Origin of the sequence: Kitasatospora sp. NPDC002551 (genome assembly GCF_040296005.1) — a bacterium.
Taxonomy (GTDB): Bacteria; Actinomycetota; Actinomycetes; order Streptomycetales; family Streptomycetaceae; genus Kitasatospora.
Window position 1 is genome coordinate 21,134 of sequence record NZ_JBEOWI010000003.1, and the last position, 17,034, is coordinate 38,167.

The 17,034-nt window shown below is 75.8% G+C and carries 19 protein-coding genes, 1 tRNA gene and 1 riboswitch; of the genes, 14 read left to right on the top strand and 6 right to left on the bottom strand.

Annotation, left to right across the window (positions count from 1 at the left end; translation table 11 throughout):
* Window positions 1-35 precede the first annotated feature (35 nt).
* The 3 genes from ABT093_RS03995 to ABT093_RS04005 form a co-directional block, all read right to left on the bottom strand.
* On the bottom strand, window positions 36-758 hold the full coding sequence (locus tag ABT093_RS03995; RefSeq protein ID WP_350560103.1) for a class I SAM-dependent methyltransferase: 723 nt from the start codon (window positions 756-758) through the stop codon (window positions 36-38).
* Window positions 759-870: 112 nt separating this feature from the next.
* Window positions 871-1,617, bottom strand: a complete 747-nt coding sequence (locus ABT093_RS04000) for a sensor domain-containing protein (RefSeq protein ID WP_350560105.1) — start codon at window positions 1,615-1,617, stop codon at window positions 871-873.
* 125 nt (window positions 1,618-1,742) lie between these two features.
* Complete coding sequence (locus ABT093_RS04005) at window positions 1,743-2,330, bottom strand: GNAT family N-acetyltransferase (protein WP_350560107.1); 588 nt, start codon at window positions 2,328-2,330, stop codon at window positions 1,743-1,745.
* A 43-nt stretch (window positions 2,331-2,373) separates the two neighbouring features.
* Here ABT093_RS04005 and ABT093_RS04010 point away from each other — a divergent pair, with 43 nt between their 5' ends.
* Together ABT093_RS04010 and ABT093_RS04015 are read left to right on the top strand one after the other, a co-directional pair.
* Window positions 2,374-3,276 carry a hypothetical protein gene (locus tag ABT093_RS04010; RefSeq protein ID WP_350560109.1) on the top strand — a complete coding sequence of 301 codons (903 nt, stop codon included), beginning with the start codon at window positions 2,374-2,376 and terminating at the stop codon, window positions 3,274-3,276.
* Window positions 3,277-3,458: 182 nt separating this feature from the next.
* Complete coding sequence (locus tag ABT093_RS04015; protein WP_350560111.1) at window positions 3,459-3,905, top strand: hypothetical protein; 447 nt, start codon at window positions 3,459-3,461, stop codon at window positions 3,903-3,905.
* Between the two features lie 76 nt (window positions 3,906-3,981).
* Here the strand turns inward: ABT093_RS04015 and ABT093_RS04020 are convergent, their stop codons facing one another.
* Entirely contained in the window at window positions 3,982-4,851 is an 870-nt protein-coding gene (locus ABT093_RS04020) for a M23 family metallopeptidase (protein WP_350560113.1), read from the bottom strand.
* A 12-nt stretch (window positions 4,852-4,863) separates the two neighbouring features.
* Window positions 4,864-5,032: riboswitch (cyclic di-AMP (ydaO/yuaA leader) on the bottom strand.
* Between the two features lie 246 nt (window positions 5,033-5,278).
* On the opposite strand from ABT093_RS04020, the gene ABT093_RS04025 reads away from it, so the two are divergent.
* The 3 genes from ABT093_RS04025 to ABT093_RS04035 all read left to right on the top strand — a co-directional run bounded on the left by ABT093_RS04025 (window position 5,279) and on the right by ABT093_RS04035 (window position 7,175).
* Window positions 5,279-5,569, top strand: a complete 291-nt coding sequence (locus ABT093_RS04025; protein ID WP_350560115.1) for a YiaA/YiaB family inner membrane protein — start codon at window positions 5,279-5,281, stop codon at window positions 5,567-5,569.
* Between the two features lie 119 nt (window positions 5,570-5,688).
* Entirely contained in the window at window positions 5,689-6,516 is an 828-nt protein-coding gene (locus ABT093_RS04030) for an alpha/beta fold hydrolase (protein WP_350560117.1), read from the top strand.
* Between the two features lie 89 nt (window positions 6,517-6,605).
* Window positions 6,606-7,175, top strand: a complete 570-nt coding sequence (locus ABT093_RS04035; RefSeq protein ID WP_350560119.1) for a TetR/AcrR family transcriptional regulator — start codon at window positions 6,606-6,608, stop codon at window positions 7,173-7,175.
* 88 nt (window positions 7,176-7,263) lie between these two features.
* Here ABT093_RS04035 and ABT093_RS04040 read toward each other — a convergent pair.
* Window positions 7,264-7,337, bottom strand: a tRNA-Ile gene (locus tag ABT093_RS04040).
* A 194-nt stretch (window positions 7,338-7,531) separates the two neighbouring features.
* Between ABT093_RS04040 and ABT093_RS04045 the strand changes: the two genes are divergently transcribed.
* From ABT093_RS04045 to ABT093_RS04085, 9 genes are all read left to right on the top strand, one after another.
* Window positions 7,532-9,889, top strand: a complete 2,358-nt coding sequence (locus tag ABT093_RS04045) for a SpoIIE family protein phosphatase (protein WP_350560121.1) — start codon at window positions 7,532-7,534, stop codon at window positions 9,887-9,889.
* A 153-nt stretch (window positions 9,890-10,042) separates the two neighbouring features.
* Entirely contained in the window at window positions 10,043-11,638 is a 1,596-nt protein-coding gene (locus tag ABT093_RS04050) for an ATP-binding protein (RefSeq protein WP_350560604.1), read from the top strand.
* The gene (locus ABT093_RS04055) at window positions 11,622-12,035 is read left to right on the top strand and encodes a roadblock/LC7 domain-containing protein (protein ID WP_350560123.1); all 414 of its coding nucleotides are present in this window, start codon (window positions 11,622-11,624) and stop codon (window positions 12,033-12,035) included. Before ABT093_RS04050 ends, ABT093_RS04055 begins: the two co-directional genes overlap by 17 nt.
* The gene (locus ABT093_RS04060; RefSeq protein ID WP_350560125.1) at window positions 12,032-12,382 is read left to right on the top strand and encodes a DUF742 domain-containing protein; all 351 of its coding nucleotides are present in this window, start codon (window positions 12,032-12,034) and stop codon (window positions 12,380-12,382) included. Before ABT093_RS04055 ends, ABT093_RS04060 begins: the two co-directional genes overlap by 4 nt.
* A 16-nt stretch (window positions 12,383-12,398) precedes the next feature.
* Window positions 12,399-13,010 (top strand): GTP-binding protein, encoded by a 612-nt coding sequence (locus tag ABT093_RS04065; protein WP_502884129.1) that lies wholly within the window; start codon window positions 12,399-12,401, stop codon window positions 13,008-13,010.
* The gene (locus ABT093_RS04070; RefSeq protein WP_350560127.1) at window positions 13,007-14,572 is read left to right on the top strand and encodes a cytochrome P450; all 1,566 of its coding nucleotides are present in this window, start codon (window positions 13,007-13,009) and stop codon (window positions 14,570-14,572) included. Before ABT093_RS04065 ends, ABT093_RS04070 begins: the two co-directional genes overlap by 4 nt.
* Window positions 14,557-15,651: a cytochrome P450 family protein gene (locus ABT093_RS04075; protein WP_350560129.1), complete on the top strand. Its 1,095-nt coding sequence runs from the start codon at window positions 14,557-14,559 to the stop codon at window positions 15,649-15,651. Before ABT093_RS04070 ends, ABT093_RS04075 begins: the two co-directional genes overlap by 16 nt.
* A gap of 40 nt (window positions 15,652-15,691) precedes the next feature.
* A complete protein-coding gene (locus tag ABT093_RS04080) occupies window positions 15,692-15,958 on the top strand; it encodes a hypothetical protein (protein WP_350560131.1) in 267 nt (88 codons plus the stop codon).
* 5 nt (window positions 15,959-15,963) lie between these two features.
* Window positions 15,964-16,221 (top strand): hypothetical protein, encoded by a 258-nt coding sequence (locus ABT093_RS04085; protein WP_350560133.1) that lies wholly within the window; start codon window positions 15,964-15,966, stop codon window positions 16,219-16,221.
* Here the strand turns inward: ABT093_RS04085 and ABT093_RS04090 are convergent.
* Window positions 16,211-17,029, bottom strand: a complete 819-nt coding sequence (locus ABT093_RS04090) for an isocitrate lyase/PEP mutase family protein (protein ID WP_350560135.1) — start codon at window positions 17,027-17,029, stop codon at window positions 16,211-16,213. The two genes, ABT093_RS04085 and ABT093_RS04090, sit on opposite strands and share 11 nt — an antisense overlap.
* Between the last annotated feature and the right edge of the window lie 5 nt (window positions 17,030-17,034).

A 17,034-nucleotide genomic window follows, 5' to 3' on the forward strand; every position in this document is an offset into this window, starting at 1 on the left:
CCGGTGAGTATAGGGGCACAGGGCTGGTTCGGCTATTACCGGGGGGCGTCCGCCCGGTGCAGGACGAGTACCCGCTGGGCGCGGCCGTCCCGGTCGGCGGGCGGCAGCACCCGGACCTCGCTGGCGATCCGGCGCTCGCCCAGCGCCCGGCGGACGGCGTCCAGGCGGGTGGTGCGGCGGCCCTCGCCGTCGTACAGCGGGTGGATCCGGACCTCGCCGTCCGGGGCGGTGACCCGGACGAGTTCGGCCAGCGCGGCCAGCTGCCGCTGCGGCCCGAACAGCTCGGGGTAGGCGAAGAGCAGGTAGCCGCTCAGGGTGAGGGCGAAGACGCCGTCCGCGAAGGGGAGCCGGGGCAGCGCGGCGGCGACGTACTGCCCGGGGTGGGCGGCGCGGTCGGCCGCGAAGAGCCGGTGGGCCCGGTCCCAGCCGCGCAGATAGTGCTCGGGCCGGCGGTACCGGCGGGCCGGGTAGAGGTCGGGGCGGTCCACCATCGCCGCGGCCATCGCGGCCCGGGCGGCCAGCGCGCGGGCGGCGATCTCGTCGGCCGGCCGGGCGTACACCGGGTCGGCGGCGACGACCCGGCAGCCGAGCGGACGGGCCTCGGCCACCAGCGCGGCGGCGCCGCCGGGGCAGTCGAGCAGCGGGCCCGGCAGGGCGGCGATCCCGGCCCGGGTGAGGCCGAACAGGCCGCAGTACTCGTCCAGCGAACGGGAGGTCACCAGGGGCGGGACCGGGGCGGGGGCGGTGCGGTCGGCCATCCCGGCCATCCGACCACGGGCCGCGCGGCCCCGCACCCGGGGACAGCGGGCGGGGGCCGGAGAGCGGGACGGGAACGGGGGACGGGGGACGGGACCGGGAGGGGGCCTGAGGTCAGCGGCCGAGCAGACCGCGGGCGGCGAGCCGGTTGACGTTGGTCAGTCCGCGCACCAGCTGCGGCGTCAGGAAGACGAACAGCAGCCCGACCAGGCAGACGCCGGCGATCTGCAGCGGCGACTCGACGTAGTAGACGTGCCGCACGCCGTCGCTGCCGGTGAAGTCGAAGATCCGGTAGCCCGGCCAGTCCACGTAGCGCGGGAACACCCAGTGGTAGACGGGGTAGAGCGCGAGCGTCCAGCCGACGCAGAGGAAGACCAGCGACAGCACCGTGCTGAGGATCGCCCACGGGAACATCACCACCTGGTACAGCACGGCCTTCCAGCCGGCCGCGTCCGCCAGGCGGGCGGTGATCGCGCCCCAGGCGCCCGGCCGCACCGCGCGCACCGGCGCCGGGGCGGGCACGTCCAGGGCGAGCATGCCGCGCACCCGGGCGCGCTCCAGCCCGCCGAAGCCGCGCGCGGCGGAGGTCAGCGCCGCCAGCACCGGCAGGCCGAGCACGGTGACGAAGGTGCCGAGGCCGAGGCAGAACAGCGCGACGGCGACGGTGAAGCCGGCGACCGCCACCGGCAGTCCGGTCAGCGCGTAGCCGACCTCGCGGTAGAAGTACCCGGTGAACGGGGCCCGCCAGGCGTACGGCGGCTCCTCGATGCGGCGGGCGACGGCGTGGCGCTCGCCGCCCTCGCGGCCGTCGTACGCGTCGTACTCGTCGTACTCGTCGCGCTGCATGGTGTGGGTGCTCATGGCCGGATCTCGGTCCCTCGGGTCGGTCGCGGTTCGGGCTCGTGGGGTCTGTCCTGCTGACTCCGCCAGCCTCTCAGGGCGCGCGCCGCCCGGACATCCTGCTCCCCGGCGAACCGGGGGTGGGGTTATCCCCCCGCGACGGCGCTCCCGCCGGCCGGGACGTCCTCGGCCAGGAGCGCGTACTGGTAGGCGTCGCGCCAGCCGTCGTGGCGCCGGTAGTCGTGCCGGACCCGGCCCTCCAGCCGGAAGCCGGCCCGGGTCAGCACCCGGACCGAGGCGGCGTTGTCGACGTCCACCCGGGCTTCCAGCCGGTGCAGGCCGAGCGGGCCGAAGGCGAGGTCGCGCAGCAGGGCGACGACCTCGCCCGCGTAGCCGAGGCCCCAGACGTCGGGGCGCAGGGCGTAGCCGAGGTGGGCGGCGTGGTGGGGGACGAGGCCGAGCGCGGCGTTGCCGATCGGGACGGCGCGGGCCGGGTCGTCGGCGTCGGCGAGCCGGGTGACGGCCAGCCGGTAGACCTCGCGGTTCTCCTTCTGCGCCTCCTCCACGAACTGGGCGACCTGGTCGGCGCAGGACTCGTGGTCGCGCGGGGCGAAGGGGAGGTAGCGGGTGGCCCGCGGATCGCCGAACACCGCGTGCAGCGCGTCGACGTCCTCGGGGGTGTGGTGGAACTCGCGGATGGCCAGCCGGGGGCCGGTGAGTCGGACGGGGACCATGGCTCCCGACCCTACCGCCGACCAGCGGTTACGGTTCGTGGTTATGGAAGACGAAGACCTGCGGCTCGCCCCGCGCACCAAGGCCGCCGAACTGCTCGCCTGGGCGGAGGCGCAGGGCCGCGAGCCGGTCGCCGGCGCCCCGCTGCGGGCGGTGCTGGCGCTGCTGGAGCTGGGCGGCGGCAGGATGCGCGACGGCTGGCCCGAACTGACCTCCGCCGCGGTGGAGCACCTGCTGTACGAGCAGCTCCACCTGTACGTCCAGCCGGAGCCGGGGCAGGACCCGCTGGCGTACGGCGCGGCGGTGCGGCTGCTGGTCGACCACCAGCGGGCGGCGAAGCGGCTGAACGCCAAGCGGCAGGAGCGGCTGCACGCCGAGGCCGAGTGGCAGGGCGAGGTGGCGGCCGGGCTGCTGCGCCGGGCGGACCTGGTGACCTGGCCCCGGCTGTACACGCTGCTGCTGCGCGCGGCCGGGGTGGACACCGGCGACGAGGCGGCGGTGCGGGCCTGGCTGGAGGGGTTCCGGGAGCGGTCGCAGGAGGAGCGGTCGGCGGCCTTCACGGCGCTGGAGGCGGACGGCGTGCTGGACCCGGTGGACGACGGGGGCTGGGGTGCCGGGACCCGGCCGCTGGCGGTGGGGATGGCCACCGACGGCGCGCGCCGGCTGCTGGAGCAGGGGCTGATGCGGCGCAGCTACCGGAACCTGGCGGAGCTGACGGCGCTGGGCCGGCCGATGCCGGACGAGCTGGCCGGGGACTTCACGGCGTTCGAGGAGGCCGCGGTCCGGGTGGCGCTGGAGCTGGCCGGCGCGTGGACGGTGCCGGGGCTGCCTCGGCTGCTGGTGGAGGAGTTCCCGGAGCTGGCGCCGGAGCCGGGCCAGGAGGAGATCGACGCCTACCTGGCGGGCCTGGAACCGGCGGAGGGGTTCGAGGAGGACGGGGCGGAATAGCGCCGGTCCGGCGGGACCGTGGATTCGAGCCACCGGGCGGTCGATTCCGGCACTCCTCAAGGGATTCGGGGCCGGCCGCGATTGATGGATCGCACGCGGTGGAATCGCTTGGCCATGTGAAGCGTGACATATCACATGCGCTCCACGGTTCCCTTTGCCCGTTCTCGAAGGAGAGAATTCTGATGAATCGTTTCTCCGCCATCCTGGCGGCCGCCACCGCGCTGTCCTCGCTCGGTGTCGCGGGCGCCGCCCAGGCCACCGCGCAGACCACGGGCACGACGGCGACCACCGCGGCCGCCGCGACGAGCACCTGCGCCAACGGCTTCGCCGGTGTCCTCCAGAACCGCGTCTGCGTCACGGTCGACGGCGCCGGCGTGACGGCCGGCGGCTACACGACGCCGACCCCCGGCTGGACGGCGCAGGACGCCTCGTACAGCCTGACCCTCGGCGTCGTCGGCGGCGCGTCGCTCGGCACCGACAGCGGGACCGGCATACTCCCGCCCGGCGGGCGCGGGTTCGGCTACCTCGCGGCCACCGCGCCGTGCGGCTCCACCGTGACGGCCACCCTCGTGACCACCACGTGGGGCTACGGGGCGACCGCGACCGTCACCGCGCCCGTCACCTGCTGATCCCCCCTTGGAAGAACTCCGCCCCGCCGGACGCGATCCGGCGGGGCGGAGCCCTCACAGTGTCCGACGGGAGGCGTCAGGGGGTGACGCCGTGCTGCTCGAACCAGCTCTCCGGGTCGACGGGGGCGCCGCCGCCGGGGCGGACCTCGACGTGCAGGTGGGCGCCGGTGACGTTGCCGGTGGCGCCGACCTTGCCGATCTGCTGGCCGGGGACGACCTTGCCGGAGCCCTTGATGATCGAGGAGAGGTGGCAGTACCAGATCTCGGTGCCGTCGGGCAGGGTCTCGACGATCCGGTAGCCGTAGGCGCCGGCCCAGCCGGCCGAGGTGATGGTGCCCTGGCCGACCGCGTAGACGGGTTCGCCCTGGTCGGCGGCGAAGTCGAGGCCGGTGTGCAGGTGGGCCCAGTAGCGGGCGCTCTGCCCGTAGTGGGCGGAGAGCCGGTAGTCCTTCACCGGCAGCTTGATGGCGGCGAGCTTGGCCTTCTCGGCCTCCTCGGCGGCGCGCCTGGCCTGCTCCTGCTGGGCGATCTGGGCGGCCCGCTTGGCCTCGGCCTCCTGGGCGGCCTGGACGCGGGCGTTCTCCTCGGCCGCGGTGCGCTGGCTGTCGGCCTGCAGCTGGATGCGGGCGGCGAGGGCGAGGCCGGGGTCGGCGGAGAGCGCGACCGGCTGTTCGTCGGGCGCCTCGACCGCCGGCGCGGCGGCCGGGGTGGCGGAGGCGAAGCCGGTGGCGCCCAGTGTGGCGGCGACGGCGGTGACGCCGAGCAGCGGGGCGGTGCCGCGGGTCTGGCGGGGCATCCGGTGCCGGCTGGTCGGGTCGGCCGGCGGGGCGGTCTCGTCGGCGGGGCCGCCGAACGGGCCGTGCCCGGTGTACGGGCCCGGGTGGTCGAGCAGCCGGGTGCCGGTGGAGGAGCCGGACGGATGTGCCGGGGTGTGCGTCGACGCCACGGAGGCGCGCTCCTTTCCTTCCTTCGCGCCTACCGGGTTAGCTGACGGGTTCGGAGCAGGAAGGTCTCCTACGGCTGGGCCTGGACGGGGCCTGACCCGGCCGATTCACCCCAAGGAACGTGGTTCCCCGGCTCCCTGGCCTGCCCGGAGGCCGGCCGGCGGGATTAGGCGACGGCGCACGGTGCCGTCTGGGTACGGCGTTGCGGACCGCGCTGCGTTATCAAACGTTAATCCGAGAGCCCCCCGATTCCAAGCCATCCGTTGGTGACGGCGGGATACGGATCGGGCACCACGCTGCCCGGTGGGCGATTTGGGACGTTTGATGACAACTGACACTACCGAACGTGTCGGGACGTCAACGAACGGCCCCTCACTTGAGTACGCCTACTCATGTGCGGGCGGGCGCGGCGCGGCCATCCTGGCGCCCATGAGCACACCGATGCAGTCCCGCACCACGGCCGCGTACTACATCCAGGCCGTGCTGTCCTTCACCCTCTCCGCCGCCGCCCTCGGCATCGGGATCGCCTTCCTCCCGGTGGAGCCCTGGACCCGGGCGTTCCTCGCCCTCGGCCTGCTCTACACGATCACCTCCACGTTCACCCTGTCCAAGGTGGTCCGGGACCGGCAGGAGACCACCGAGCTGGTGACCCGGGTCGACCAGGCGCGGCTGGACAAGCTGCTGACCGAGCACGACCCGTTCAAGGTCGAGGGCGTCTGAGCCGCCCCGCGGGCGGGCCGGTCGTGCCGGACGCGCCGATAGCTTGACGGCTAAGGCTATTAGCCTTAGCTTTATGGCTATCGGCGCTCCGCCGACGGTCCCGCCCCAGGAGGCTCCCCATGAACGGCACCACCGCTCCCGTCACCCGCCACCTCGACCTGCCCGGCGGCCGGATCGCCTTCGACGACACCGGGCGCGGCGAGGGCGCCCCGGTCGTCCTGCTCCCCGGGATGCTCGACAGCCGGGCCGCGTACCGGCACCTGCGCCCGCTGCTGGCCGCCGCCGGCCGCCGGGTGATCACCATGGACCTGCGCGGCTTCGGCGAGTCCTCGATCCTCTGGGACGACTACTCCCCCGCCGCGATCGCCGGTGACGTCCTCGCCCTGCTGGACCACCTGGGCATCGAGCGGGCCGTGCTGGCGGGCAGCTCCTACACCGGCGCCAGCGTCGTCAGGGCCGCCGGGGACGCCCCCGAGCGGGTCGCCGGGATCGTCCTGATCGACGCCTTCGTCGAGAACGTGCCGGCGGGCGCCCTGCAGCGCCTGGCGGTCGGCGCGATGGGCGCGCTGCTGGTGCGCTCGCCCGCGTTCTGGGGCCTCTACCACCGCAGGATGGCCTACCCGGGCCCCAAGCCGGCCGACCACGAGGAGTACGTGGCCGCGCTGGTCGCCGCGATGCGCACCCCCGGCCGCAGGACCGCCACCCGCGGCTACGTGCGCGGCGACTCGGCGCCCACCGGCTGGACCGCCGCCGTGCGCTGCCCGGCGCTGGTCGTGATGGGCTCGAAGGATCCCGACTTCGGGAAGCCGGAGCTGGTCGCCGACCGGCAGGCCGCCGCGCTGAACGCGCGCAAGGTGATGATCGAGGGGGCGGGACACTACCCGATGGCCGACCACCCGCGGGCCACGGCCGACGCCCTGCTGTCCTTCCTCGCCGGCCTGGCCTGAGCGCCGCCGCCCCCGCCCCGCGCCCGTCCCGCCGTCCCGACCCGCCCGATCCCGTCCCGCACCGCACCGCACCCAGCCAGGAGAACCGCATGCCCCGAGTCGGACTGACCCCCGAGCAGGTCGTCGGCCACGCCCTCGCCCTCATCGACGAGCAGGGCCCCGAGGCCCTCACCCTGGCCGCCGTGGCCGCCCGCGCCGGGGTCGCCACCCCCTCGCTGTACAAGCACGTCAGCGGCGGCCTGGCCGAGCTGCGCCGGCTGGTGGCCGTCCGGGTGACCGAGGAGCTGGCCGACCGGCTCGCCGAGGCGGCGCTCGGCCGCAGCGGGGACGCCGCGGTCGCCGCCGTCCTGCGGGCGTACCACGCGTACGCCACCGAGCGCCCGCACCGCTACGCGGCCCTGCCGCAGGCGCCGCAGCCGGACCAGGACCTGACCGAGGCGGCCGGCCGGCTGGTCGGGGTGATCGTCGCGGTGCTGCGCGGGTACGGACTGGAGGGGTCCGAGGCGATCCACGCCGCCCGCACCTTCCGCTCGCTGGCCCACGGCTTCGCCGCGCTGTCGACCGGCGGCGCCTTCCAGCTCGCCGAGGACCTCGGGCGGACCCAGGACCGCATGATCACCGTGCTGACCGCCGGCCTGCGCGACTGGCCGCGCCCCTGAGCGGCGGCCCGGGGAGGCCCGGTAACCGCGGGGAGCGGGGAACGCCGAAGGGCCCGGAGCGGGATGCTCCGGGCCCTTCGGTGTGGTGTGGGGCTAACAGGACTTGAACCTGTGGCCTCTTCCTTATCAGGGAAGCGCTCTAACCGTCTGAGCTATAGCCCCGTACCGTCCGGCCCGCCTGGCGGCGGACGTCGTACGGAGAAGGGTACCGGACCCGGCGGGGGTCTCCGCACACCGGGCGTCCCCGGAAACTCGGGCGCCCCGGGACCCGCCGTTCTCCCCACGCCTCACCCGCTTAAGAAATAAGGTATTAAGAATTAACTGCCCCATAAGGAACCGGAGAGGCCGGCCGTCCCGTGGACCCGCGCAGCAGCCCCACCGCGCGCAGTGCCATGCGCTGCGTCCGCTTATTGCTCGGCTGCACCAGCGCCGCCGAACTGCTCGGCACCGTGCTCGCCGAGGGCCCGGGCTGGATCACCGGCGAGGGCTCGGCCCTCTATCTGCTGGACGGCGCCGGAATGCTCCGGCTCTCCGCCTCGCACGGCCTGCCCGACTGGGCGCACGAGCGCTACAGCGTGGTCGACCCGGCCAGTGAGCTGCCCGCCGCGATGGCCCTGAAGCTGCGCCGCCCCTATCTGCTGAGCCCCGAACGCACCAGCGTCGACTACCCGAACCGGAACGCCGGGATGGGCACCGGGATGGTCGCCGTCATCACCCTGCCGATGGTGGTCGACGAGCAGCCGATCGGCGTGCTCGCCCTCGCGCTCGCCCACCGGGGCGCCGTCCCGCAGCGCGACCTGGACGTGCTGGAGACCCTGGCGGACGCCTGCGCGCACCGGCTGGCCTACCTGCTGGAGCACGCCGGAGCGCTCACGGCGCCGCGCACCGGGGGCGCCGCGCCGCACGGGGTGCGCCCCGGGCCCCGCGCCGACGGCGACCCGGCCGCCGGCACGGCCCACCCGCTGCTCTCCCTCGCCGTCCGCGCCGCCGGGCACGGCGCCTTCGAGCGCGACCTGGTCACCGGCGAGACCCACTGGGACGCCCAGGCGCTGCGGCTGGTCGGCCGCCCCGCGCCACCGGACGGCGGGCCCGCCCCCGCGCCCGACCTCGACCTGGTCGTCCACCCCGAGGACCTGCCGGACGTCCAGGCCGCGCTCGCCGAGGCGCTCTCCACCGGCGGCCCGTACCGGATCCGCTACCGGGTGCCGCACCGGGGCGGCGGGGTGACCCGGATCGAGGAGACCGGCGAGGTCATGCTGGACGTGCACCGCCGCCCGGTACGGATCTCCGGGCTGATCGCCGACCTCGACCACGGCCGCTCCCCCGAGGAGCGCCCGCCCGCCGGCCGCTGGGGCGGACGCCGCGCGCGCACCGGGGCCGCCGGGAGGAACGCCGGGGCGAACGCCGACGGGGCGGCGGCCGGGGCGTCCGCCGGGGCCCGGTCGGCGCTGCTGCTGGCGCTCACCCGGGCGCTGTCCCGGGCGGTCACCGTCCGGGACGTCACCACGGCCGTGACCGACGTCGCCCGGCCCGCCTTCGGGGCGGCCGGCATCGTGCTGGACCTGGTCGACGAGGGCCGGCTGCTGCCCGTCGCGCACACCGTCTACGGCGGCCCCCGGCGCACCGAGCTGACCCGGCTGGCCGACCTGTCGGAGGGCGTGATGCAGCGCGCGCTGGCCCGTTCGACCCCGCTGTTCAGCGAGCCGGCCCGGCGCGGACGGGGGCGTGGACGGGACCGCGGGCCCGGGCGGCCGGCGCCGACCGGCACGGGGGGACCGCTCGCCCCGGCCGCGTGGGCGGTGCTCCCGCTGGTCGCCTCCGGCCGGCAGGTCGGCTCCTGTCTGATCACCTTCGCCACCGAGCGGGTCTTCAGCCGCGAGGACCGCACCCTCTACTCCGCCTTCGCGGGCATCCTCGCGCAGTCCCTGGAACGGGCCCGCCTCTACGACACCCACCACCACCGGGCCACCGAACTGCAACGCGCGATGCTGCCGCGCACGCTGCCCCGGCTGCCCGGGATCGCCAGCGCCGCCCGCTACCTGCCGAGCACCGAGGGCATGCAGATCGGCGGCGACTGGTACGACCTGCTGCGGCTGCCCGGCGGCCGGATCGGCCTGGTGATCGGCGACGTCCAGGGCCACAACGCCGAGGCCACGGCGGTGATGGGCCAGCTGCGCAGCGGGCTGCGCGCGTACGCGACCGACGGGCACGATCCCGCCGCCACGCTGGCCCGGACCAGCCGGCTGCTCGCCGAGATGGACACCGAGCTGTTCGCCACCTGCCTCTACCTCACCCTGGACCCGGCCGACGGCACGCTGCGGGCCGCCCGCGCCGGGCATCCGGCCCCGGTGCGGGTCACCGAGGACGCCCGGGCGGTGGAGCTGGATCTGCCGGGCGGCCCGCCGCTGGGCGTCGCCCCGGACCGGCCGTACCCGCTGGCGGTGGAGCACCTGACGCCCGGCGAGACGCTGCTGGCCTACACCGACGGCCTGGTGGAGGACCGCGAGGAGGACTACGACGAGTCGGTGCAGCGGATGCTCGGCGGACTGGAGCTGTGGGCCCGCAACGCCGGTCCGGTGTGGCTGGAGCCCGGCCCGGCCCTGGAGAGACTGGCCGATCTGCTCACCCTGAACGTCACCGAACGGCGTTCGCGGCCGGACGACGTCGCGTTGCTGCTGTTGCACCGGTTGTCAGCTGTGCACCAGTGGGGCTGATGGGACACCGATCGGGGGTCCACGGAGCGTCCGGTCGAGTCCGAAGCCGTGCGGATTGGCGCGGTATTGACAGGATATAGACGAGATCCGGTCACTTGGCGAGATCCGGTCACACCTTCGTAGGATCATCACCCTAGAATTCGCCGCGTGACGATGACTCAGTGGTGCGCAACGGCAACAGGCGTGCTCGCCGTCCTCGCCCTCGTGGCCGCCGCCCGCTACCGCGCGGTCGCCGCCACCCAGCGCCGCCGGGTCTCCGAACAGCAGCGCGAGATCGCCGGGCTCCGGGACCGGCTCGCCGCCGAACTGTCCCGCCGCAACGCCGAACTGGCCGCCGTCCAGCACGAGCAGGAGCTCACCGCCTCCACCCAGCGGGCCTTCCTCAGCGTCGCCCGCCGGATCCTGGTGATGGCGCACGACCAGCAGGCCCTGCTGGACGAGATGGAGCGCACCCACGACGACCCGGCCCTGCTGGAGGGCCTGCTCAAGGCCGACCACGCCGCCGCCCAACAGGCCCGGCTCGCCCAGACGCTGGCCGTGCTCTGCGGCGCCCGGGCCGGCCGCCACTGGCCGGAGCCGGTCTCGCTGGAGGATGTCGTGCGCGGCGCCCAGTCGCGCATCCTGCCCTTCCAGCGGGTGATGATCCGCAGCCGGATCGAGACCGCGGTGGTCGGCGCGGCCGCGGAGGCGCTGATCCACGCCGTGGCCGAACTGCTGGACAACGCCACCCGCTACTCCCCGCCCAGCACCCAGGTGTTCGTCACCCTGATGCCCGTGCACAACGGCGCCGTCATCGAGATCGACGACGGCGGCGTCGGCATGCCCGAGCAGGCCGTGGCCAAGGCCTCCGCCGCCCTGGCCGGCGGCTCCACGGTGGAGATCTCCCGGCTCGGCGAGGTGCCGCAGCTCGGCCTGGCGGCGGTCGGCCGGCTCGCCGAGCAGTACGGGTTCCGGGTCACCCTCAGCTCCGCGCCCTCGCCGTACGGCGGGGTGCGGGTCGTGGTGCTGCTGCCGAACGCGCTGCTCACCGAACCGCTGCCGCCGACCGTGCCCGGCCTGGGCATGGACGACGCGGTGTTCGGGGGCGGCCAGCGCCGCGGCGCCCCGCCGTCGGGCGGGACGGGCCGCGGCACCGGGTACGGAGCCGCGCCCGTGCGGCCCGGCCAGGGCTCGGCCGCCCCGTACGACCCCGCGTCCGCCCCCGGCTACCCGCCCGCGTACCCCTCTCCCGGGTACCCGCCGATCGGGCAGCCGCCGGCCGGGCAGCCCCCGGCCGCACCGTCCGCCGCGACCCCGGCGGGCGGCCCTCCGGCGGGCGAGGTGCCGGAGCCCGGCACCACCCCGCCGCCGCTGCCCCGCCGGAGCCACCGGCGCGGCCGCGCCGCCACCCGGCACGCGGCCACCGCCGCCTCCGCCCCGCCGCCGGCCCCGCCGTACCGCTCGGCGCAGCAGGCGCAGGCGTTCATGGCGATGTTCCAGGCCGGTACCGCCAGCGGCCGCTCGGCCGCCCGGGCCAACTCCCAGGCCCAGACGGCGTACCGGCCCCGGACCCCGTACCAGGACCAGGCGGCGTCGCAGGACCCGGCGGCGCAGCAGGACCGGGCCCTCCCCCGCGGCCCGTTCGGCCAGGACCGGGACGGGTTCCCTCCCCCGGGACACTCCCCGGCCCCGGCCCCGCACGACCCTTCCCTTCCCGCTTCCCCCCAGCTTCCCCAGCGCTCCGGAGAGTTCCATGACCACCACCCCTGACCTCGGCTGGCTGCTCGCCGACATCATCAACGTCCCCGAGGTCCAGCACGCCGTCGTGGTGTCCAACGACGGCCTGGAGATCGGGCGCAGCGAGAACATCGTCCGCGAGGACGCCGAACGGCTCGCCGCCGCCTGCTCCGGCCTGCAGTCGCTGGCCCGCGGCGTCGCCCAGGGCTTCGGCGGCCACCACAGCGCCACCCGGCAGATCATCATCGAGTACGGCGGCGGCTACCTCTTCATCGTCGCCGCCGGCGCCGGCGCCCACCTGGCCGTGGTGACCGGCGAGGCCGTCGACGCCGGCCTGGTCGCCTACCAGATGCAGGTCCTCGTCGAGCGGATCGGCACCCACCTCACCAGCCCGCCGCGCGCCGACCTCGCGGCGGGGGGTCACCGGTGAGCGGCGGCCCGGTCCGCCCCTACGTCATCACCGGCGGCCGCAGCCGCTCCACCCGCCCCGAGCTGGCGATCGAGAGCCTGGTCAGCGCGTTACCGGACCGGCCCGAGCTGCCCGAGGACGCGCTGCTCAACCGTGAGCACCAGCGGATCGTCGACCTCTGCCGCAGCCTGCTGTCGATCGCCGAGGTGGCGGCCCACCTGGGGCTGCCGCTCGGCGTCGTCAAGGTGCTGGTCGGCGACCTCTGGGACCTCGGCGCCGTCCAGGTGCTCCCGCCCGTCCCGCAGGCCGAGCGCCTGCCCACCACTCTCCTGGAAGAGGTGCTCGTTGGCCTCCGCCAACTCCGCTGACCCGCTCGCCGGCCCGGTGGCCGCCGCGCCGTCCGTCCCGCCCGCCGACCCGCACTACCTGCCGCCGTCCGTCCAGGGCGCGGTGAAGATCCTGGTCACCGGCCCGTTCGGGGTCGGCAAGACCACGCTGGTCGGCTCGCTCAGCGAGATCACCCCGCTGCGCACCGAGGAGACCATGACGGCCGCGAGCGCCGGCGTGGACGACCTCACCGGGCGCCCCGGCAAGACCACCACCACGGTGGCGCTGGACTTCGGCCGGATCACGCTCAACCGGCGGCTCGCGCTGTACCTGTTCGGCACGCCCGGCCAGCAGCGGTTCTGGCCGCTCTGGGACGACCTGTCGCGCGGGGCGCTCGGCGCGATCGCCATGGTCGACCTGCGCCGCCCGGACGAGAGCTTCGACGTGCTCGGCCGGCTGGAGGAGCAGCGGATCCCGTTCGCGGTGGCGGTCAACACCTTCCCGGACGCGCCGAGCTACCCGGAGGAGGAGCTGCGCTCCGCGCTGGACCTGCTGCCCGGGGCGCCGATCCTGTACTGCGACGCGCGGGACCGCCGGGCGGCGTACGACCTGCTGATCGACTTCGTCGACCACCTGCACCGCACCGCCGTCCTGGAGCTGCAGCGATGACCGTTCCCGAGCCCGCCGGCACGGCCGCCGTCCCGCCGCCGGGATGCCCCGCCCACGCGGGCGGCGCCGCGACCCACCGCGGCACGCTGCCCGGCGGACTGCCCGTCGGGGTGCCGCTCACCCCGCTGTACGGCGCCGCCGTCGCCGACGACCCGCACGGCCTGTACGCCCGGCTGCGCGAGCAGTACGGCCCGGTGGCGCCGATCGAGCTGGAGCCCGGCGTCGAGGCCTGGCTCGTCCTCGGCTACCCCGAGCTGCTCGAACTCACCCGCAACGAGGCGCTGTTCTCCAAGGACTCGCGCCGCTGGCGGGTGCCCGCCGAGGGCCGGCTGGCCGCCGACTCGCGGCTGCAGCCGATGACCTCCTGGCGCCCCACGCTGCTCAACCTGGACGGCGCCGAGCACCAGCGGCTGCGCGCCGCCGTGGCCGACACGCTCGCCCGGATCGACCACCGGCAGCTGCGCGGGACCACCGAGACCGCCGCCAACGCGCTGATCGACAGCTGGGGCCCGGACGGCACCGCCGACCTGGTCGCCCAGTACGCCCGCCGACTGCCGCTGCTGGTCTTCACCCAGCTGCTCGGCCTGCCCGCCGACGCCGGTCCGCACCTCATCCGGCTGATCAGCCACATCGCCGACAGCGGCGCCGAGTCGGTGCGCGCCAACCAGGAGTTCCAGGCGGTTCTGGTCGACCTGGTGCAGCGCCGCCGCGCCACCCCCAGCGCCGACCTCACCTCCTGGCTGCTGGCCCACCCGGCCGCGCTGACCGACGAGGAGGCGGTGCACCACCTGGTGGTGATGATGGTCGCCGGGAACGAGACCACCATCTGCTGGACCGGCAACACGCTGCGGCTGCTGCTCACCGACCGCCGGTTCCGGGCCACCCTCACCGGCGGCCGGCTGACCGTCGCCGACGCGCTGGAGGAGGTGCTCTGGCGCGACCCGCCGACGCAGAACTTCCCCGGCCGCTGGGCCACCGGCGACACCGTGCTCGGCGGCCAGTACATCAGCCGGGGCGACATGCTGGTGCTCGGCCTGGCGGCGGCCAACGCGGACCCGGCCGCCCAGGGCCCCGGCGCGCTCGGCCACGCCGGTCTCGGCGGCAACCGGGCGCACCTGGCGTGGGGCGCGGGCAAGCACGTCTGTCCGGCCCAGCACCCGGCGCGGATCATCGTCGAGACCGCCGTCGAGACGCTGCTGCACCGGCTGCCGGACCTCCAGCTGGCCGTGCCGGCCCACGAGCTGGCCTGGCGGCCGTCGCCCTGGTCGCGTGCCCTGGCCAGCCTGCCGGTGCTGTACAGCGCCTTCACCCCGCCCCGCCCGCCCGCGCCCGAGAGGCCCTCCGCATGGACACCGCCGCAGCTGCCGGAAGACCAGGACACGACCGTCACGCCGAACCCGCCGGGCCCGGTGGAGGCGCCGTCGGAGCCGGGGCCGGCCGGCCCGGGCCCGTCCGGCTCGACGCCCTCGGACGCGACCAGCACGGGGAGAACGCCCGGCTCCGGGAAGCCGGCCCGGCGGTCCTGGTGGAGCTCCCTGGCGGGGTGGTGGTCTGGGCAGTAACCCACCACGACACCCTGCAGCAGCTGCTCGCCGACCCGCGCGTCGGCAAGGACCCGCAGCTGTGGACGACGTTCCGGGAGGGGCGGCTGCCCGAGGGCTGGCCGCTGACCACCTTCGTCACCGTGCCCGGCATGATCACCGCCGACGGCGAGGACCACCGGCGGCTGCGCGGCCTGGTCACCCAGGCGTTCACGCCGCGCCGGGTCGCCGCGCTGCAGCCCGCGATCGAGGCCCGCGCCACCGCGCTGCTCGACCGGATCGCCGGGCTGGAGGCCGCCGCGGAGGGCTTCGACCTGCGCGAGCACTTCGCCTACCCACTGCCGATGCAGGTGATAGGCGAGTTGCTCGGCCTGCCGCCCCGGCAGCAGGACGAGCTGCACGAGCTCTCCGACACCCTGGTCTCCAGCTCCGCCACCCCCGAGGCCGCCGTCGCCGCGCAGCGCTCGCTGTTCGCGCTGCTCGCCTCGGTGGTCGCCGCCAAGCGGGCCGAGCCCGGCGACGACCTCACCACCGACCTCATCGCCGCCCGCGCGGACGAGGACCGGCTCAGCGAGAGCGAGCTGGTCGGCACCCTGCTGCTGATGCTGGTGGCCGGCCACGAGACCACGCTCAACCTCATCACCAACGCCGTCCGCGCCCTGCTCGCCCACCCCGGGCAGCTGCGGCTGGTGCTGGACGGCACGGTGCCGTGGTCGGCGGTCGTCGAGGAGACGCTGCGCCACGACTCGCCGGTCGGCCAGTTCCCGCTGCGCTACGCGACCGAGGACATCCCGGTCGGCGACGCGGTGATCCGGCGCGGCGAGGCGCTGCTCGCCTCGTACGCGGCCGCCGGGCGCGACGGCGCCCACTACCCGGACGCGGACCGCTTCGACGTCACCCGGCAGCCGAACCGGCACCTCTCCTTCGGGCACGGGCCGCACTTCTGCCTCGGCTCCGGGCTCGCCCGGCTGGAGGCGGAGACGGCGCTGCGGCTGCTGTTCGAGCGCTACCCCGCGCTGGCGCTCGCGGACGGACCCGCGCCTGAGCCGATCGGGTCGTTCGTCAGCAACAGCGTGCGGACGCTCCGGGTGACCGTCTGACGCGCGGTGACCGAGGGCGGCCCGGGTCGTTGGGGGGTTCATGAAGAAACTCGCCACCCTGGCCGCCCTCACCCTGGCCGGTCTCGCCGCCGCCGTGCCCGCCGCGTCCGCCGCCACCTCCGTCGCGAACTCCCCGGACGCGCTGGGCGGCCTGTCCAACGGGCTCACCCTCTCCCCCGCCGACCTCGTCATCCACGAGGCGAAAGACCTGCCACTGGTCGGCAAGGCCGCCACCGAGATCGAGGCCATCGGCAACGACCAGATGACCCACCCGGGCCTCAGCGGCCAGATCGGGCACGGTCTGTGACCGGCGTGCGGCGGCCCCGCGCGCTCGGGCTGGCCGCGCTGGCGCTGGCCCTCGCGCCGGCGCCCGCGTTCGCTGGGTCTGCTGAGTCCGCGCCGGCGCCCGGGTCCGGCGCGAACGGCTGGGACTTCAGCGCCGCCGCGACCTGTCTGCAGGAGGTGGCGGTCGTCCCCGCGCTCGGCAGCCACGCCGCCGGGCCCAGTCACTGCGCCCGCGGGAACCTGCTCGACCACGCCGTGGGCACGGTCGACTCGCTCACTCCGTGAGGTACAGCCCCTGCACCTCCCGGTAGTCCAGCCCGCCGTCGAGCGCGGTGTACGTGCCGTGCGCGTACACCTCCTCGGCGGCGCGGCGCACCGCCGCGTAGGCCGCCTTCGCCAGGCCCGGCCCCAGGCTGACCCGGGCCACGCCCAGCGCCGCCAGCTCCGGCACGGACGGCGAACCCGGCCCGGCCAGCACGTTCAGCGGCGCGGGGACGGCCTCGACCAGCGCGGCGATCACCGCCGGGTCGGCCACCCCCGGCACGAAGACGCCGTCCGCGCCCGCCGCGACATAGGCCCGCAGGCGCTCCACCGCCTCCTCCAACCGCCCCTGCGGCGCGCCGATCCGCCGCAGGAAGACGTCGGTGCGGCCGTTCACGAACAGCGGCACGCCGGCCGCGTCCGCCGCCGCCCGGGCCGCCGCGATCCGCTCGGCCGTCTCGGCCGCGGGCCGGTCGCCGTCCTCCAGGTTGACGCCCACCGCGCCGGTGGCGAGCAGCGCGGCGACCGTCCCGCCGACGCCGGCGGCGGTGTCGGCGAACCCGCTCTCCAGGTCCGCGGTGACCGGCAGCGGCCCGGCCGCGCGGACCACCAGTGCGGTCTGCGCCAGCACCGCCTCCCGGTCGGCGGCGTCCCCGTCGGCGCTGCCGAGCGCCCAGCTGACGCTGGCGCTCGCCGTGGCGACGGCCGGCGCCCCGGCGGCCGCGACCAGCCGGGCGCCCACCGCGTCCCAGACGTTGGCGAGCACCAACGGCGCCCCGGGGCGGTGGAGTTCACGCAGACGGCGGGCCTTCTCCCGCTGCTCCGTCGACATCGCCC

Excerpts from the sequence above, each read along its gene's own strand:
- ABT093_RS04015 (WP_350560111.1), top strand. The coding sequence starts at position 3,459 with ATGAATCGTTTCTCCGCCATCCTGGCGGCCGCCACCGCGCTGTCCTCG.
- ABT093_RS04070 (WP_350560127.1), top strand. The coding sequence starts at position 13,007 with ATGACCGTTCCCGAGCCCGCCGGCACGGCCGCCGTCCCGCCGCCGGGA.
- ABT093_RS04035 (WP_350560119.1), top strand. The coding sequence starts at position 6,606 with ATGCCCCGAGTCGGACTGACCCCCGAGCAGGTCGTCGGCCACGCCCTC.
- ABT093_RS04010 (WP_350560109.1), top strand. The coding sequence starts at position 2,374 with ATGGAAGACGAAGACCTGCGGCTCGCCCCGCGCACCAAGGCCGCCGAA.
- ABT093_RS04090 (WP_350560135.1), bottom strand. The coding sequence starts at position 17,029 with ATGTCGACGGAGCAGCGGGAGAAGGCCCGCCGTCTGCGTGAACTCCAC.
- ABT093_RS04005 (WP_350560107.1), bottom strand. The coding sequence starts at position 2,330 with ATGGTCCCCGTCCGACTCACCGGCCCCCGGCTGGCCATCCGCGAGTTC.
- ABT093_RS04050 (WP_350560604.1), top strand. The coding sequence starts at position 10,043 with ATGACTCAGTGGTGCGCAACGGCAACAGGCGTGCTCGCCGTCCTCGCC.
- ABT093_RS04025 (WP_350560115.1), top strand. The coding sequence starts at position 5,279 with ATGAGCACACCGATGCAGTCCCGCACCACGGCCGCGTACTACATCCAG.
- ABT093_RS04030 (WP_350560117.1), top strand. The coding sequence starts at position 5,689 with ATGAACGGCACCACCGCTCCCGTCACCCGCCACCTCGACCTGCCCGGC.
- ABT093_RS04055 (WP_350560123.1), top strand. The coding sequence starts at position 11,622 with ATGACCACCACCCCTGACCTCGGCTGGCTGCTCGCCGACATCATCAAC.
- ABT093_RS04000 (WP_350560105.1), bottom strand. The coding sequence starts at position 1,617 with ATGAGCACCCACACCATGCAGCGCGACGAGTACGACGAGTACGACGCG.
- ABT093_RS03995 (WP_350560103.1), bottom strand. The coding sequence starts at position 758 with ATGGCCGACCGCACCGCCCCCGCCCCGGTCCCGCCCCTGGTGACCTCC.
- ABT093_RS04080 (WP_350560131.1), top strand. The coding sequence starts at position 15,692 with ATGAAGAAACTCGCCACCCTGGCCGCCCTCACCCTGGCCGGTCTCGCC.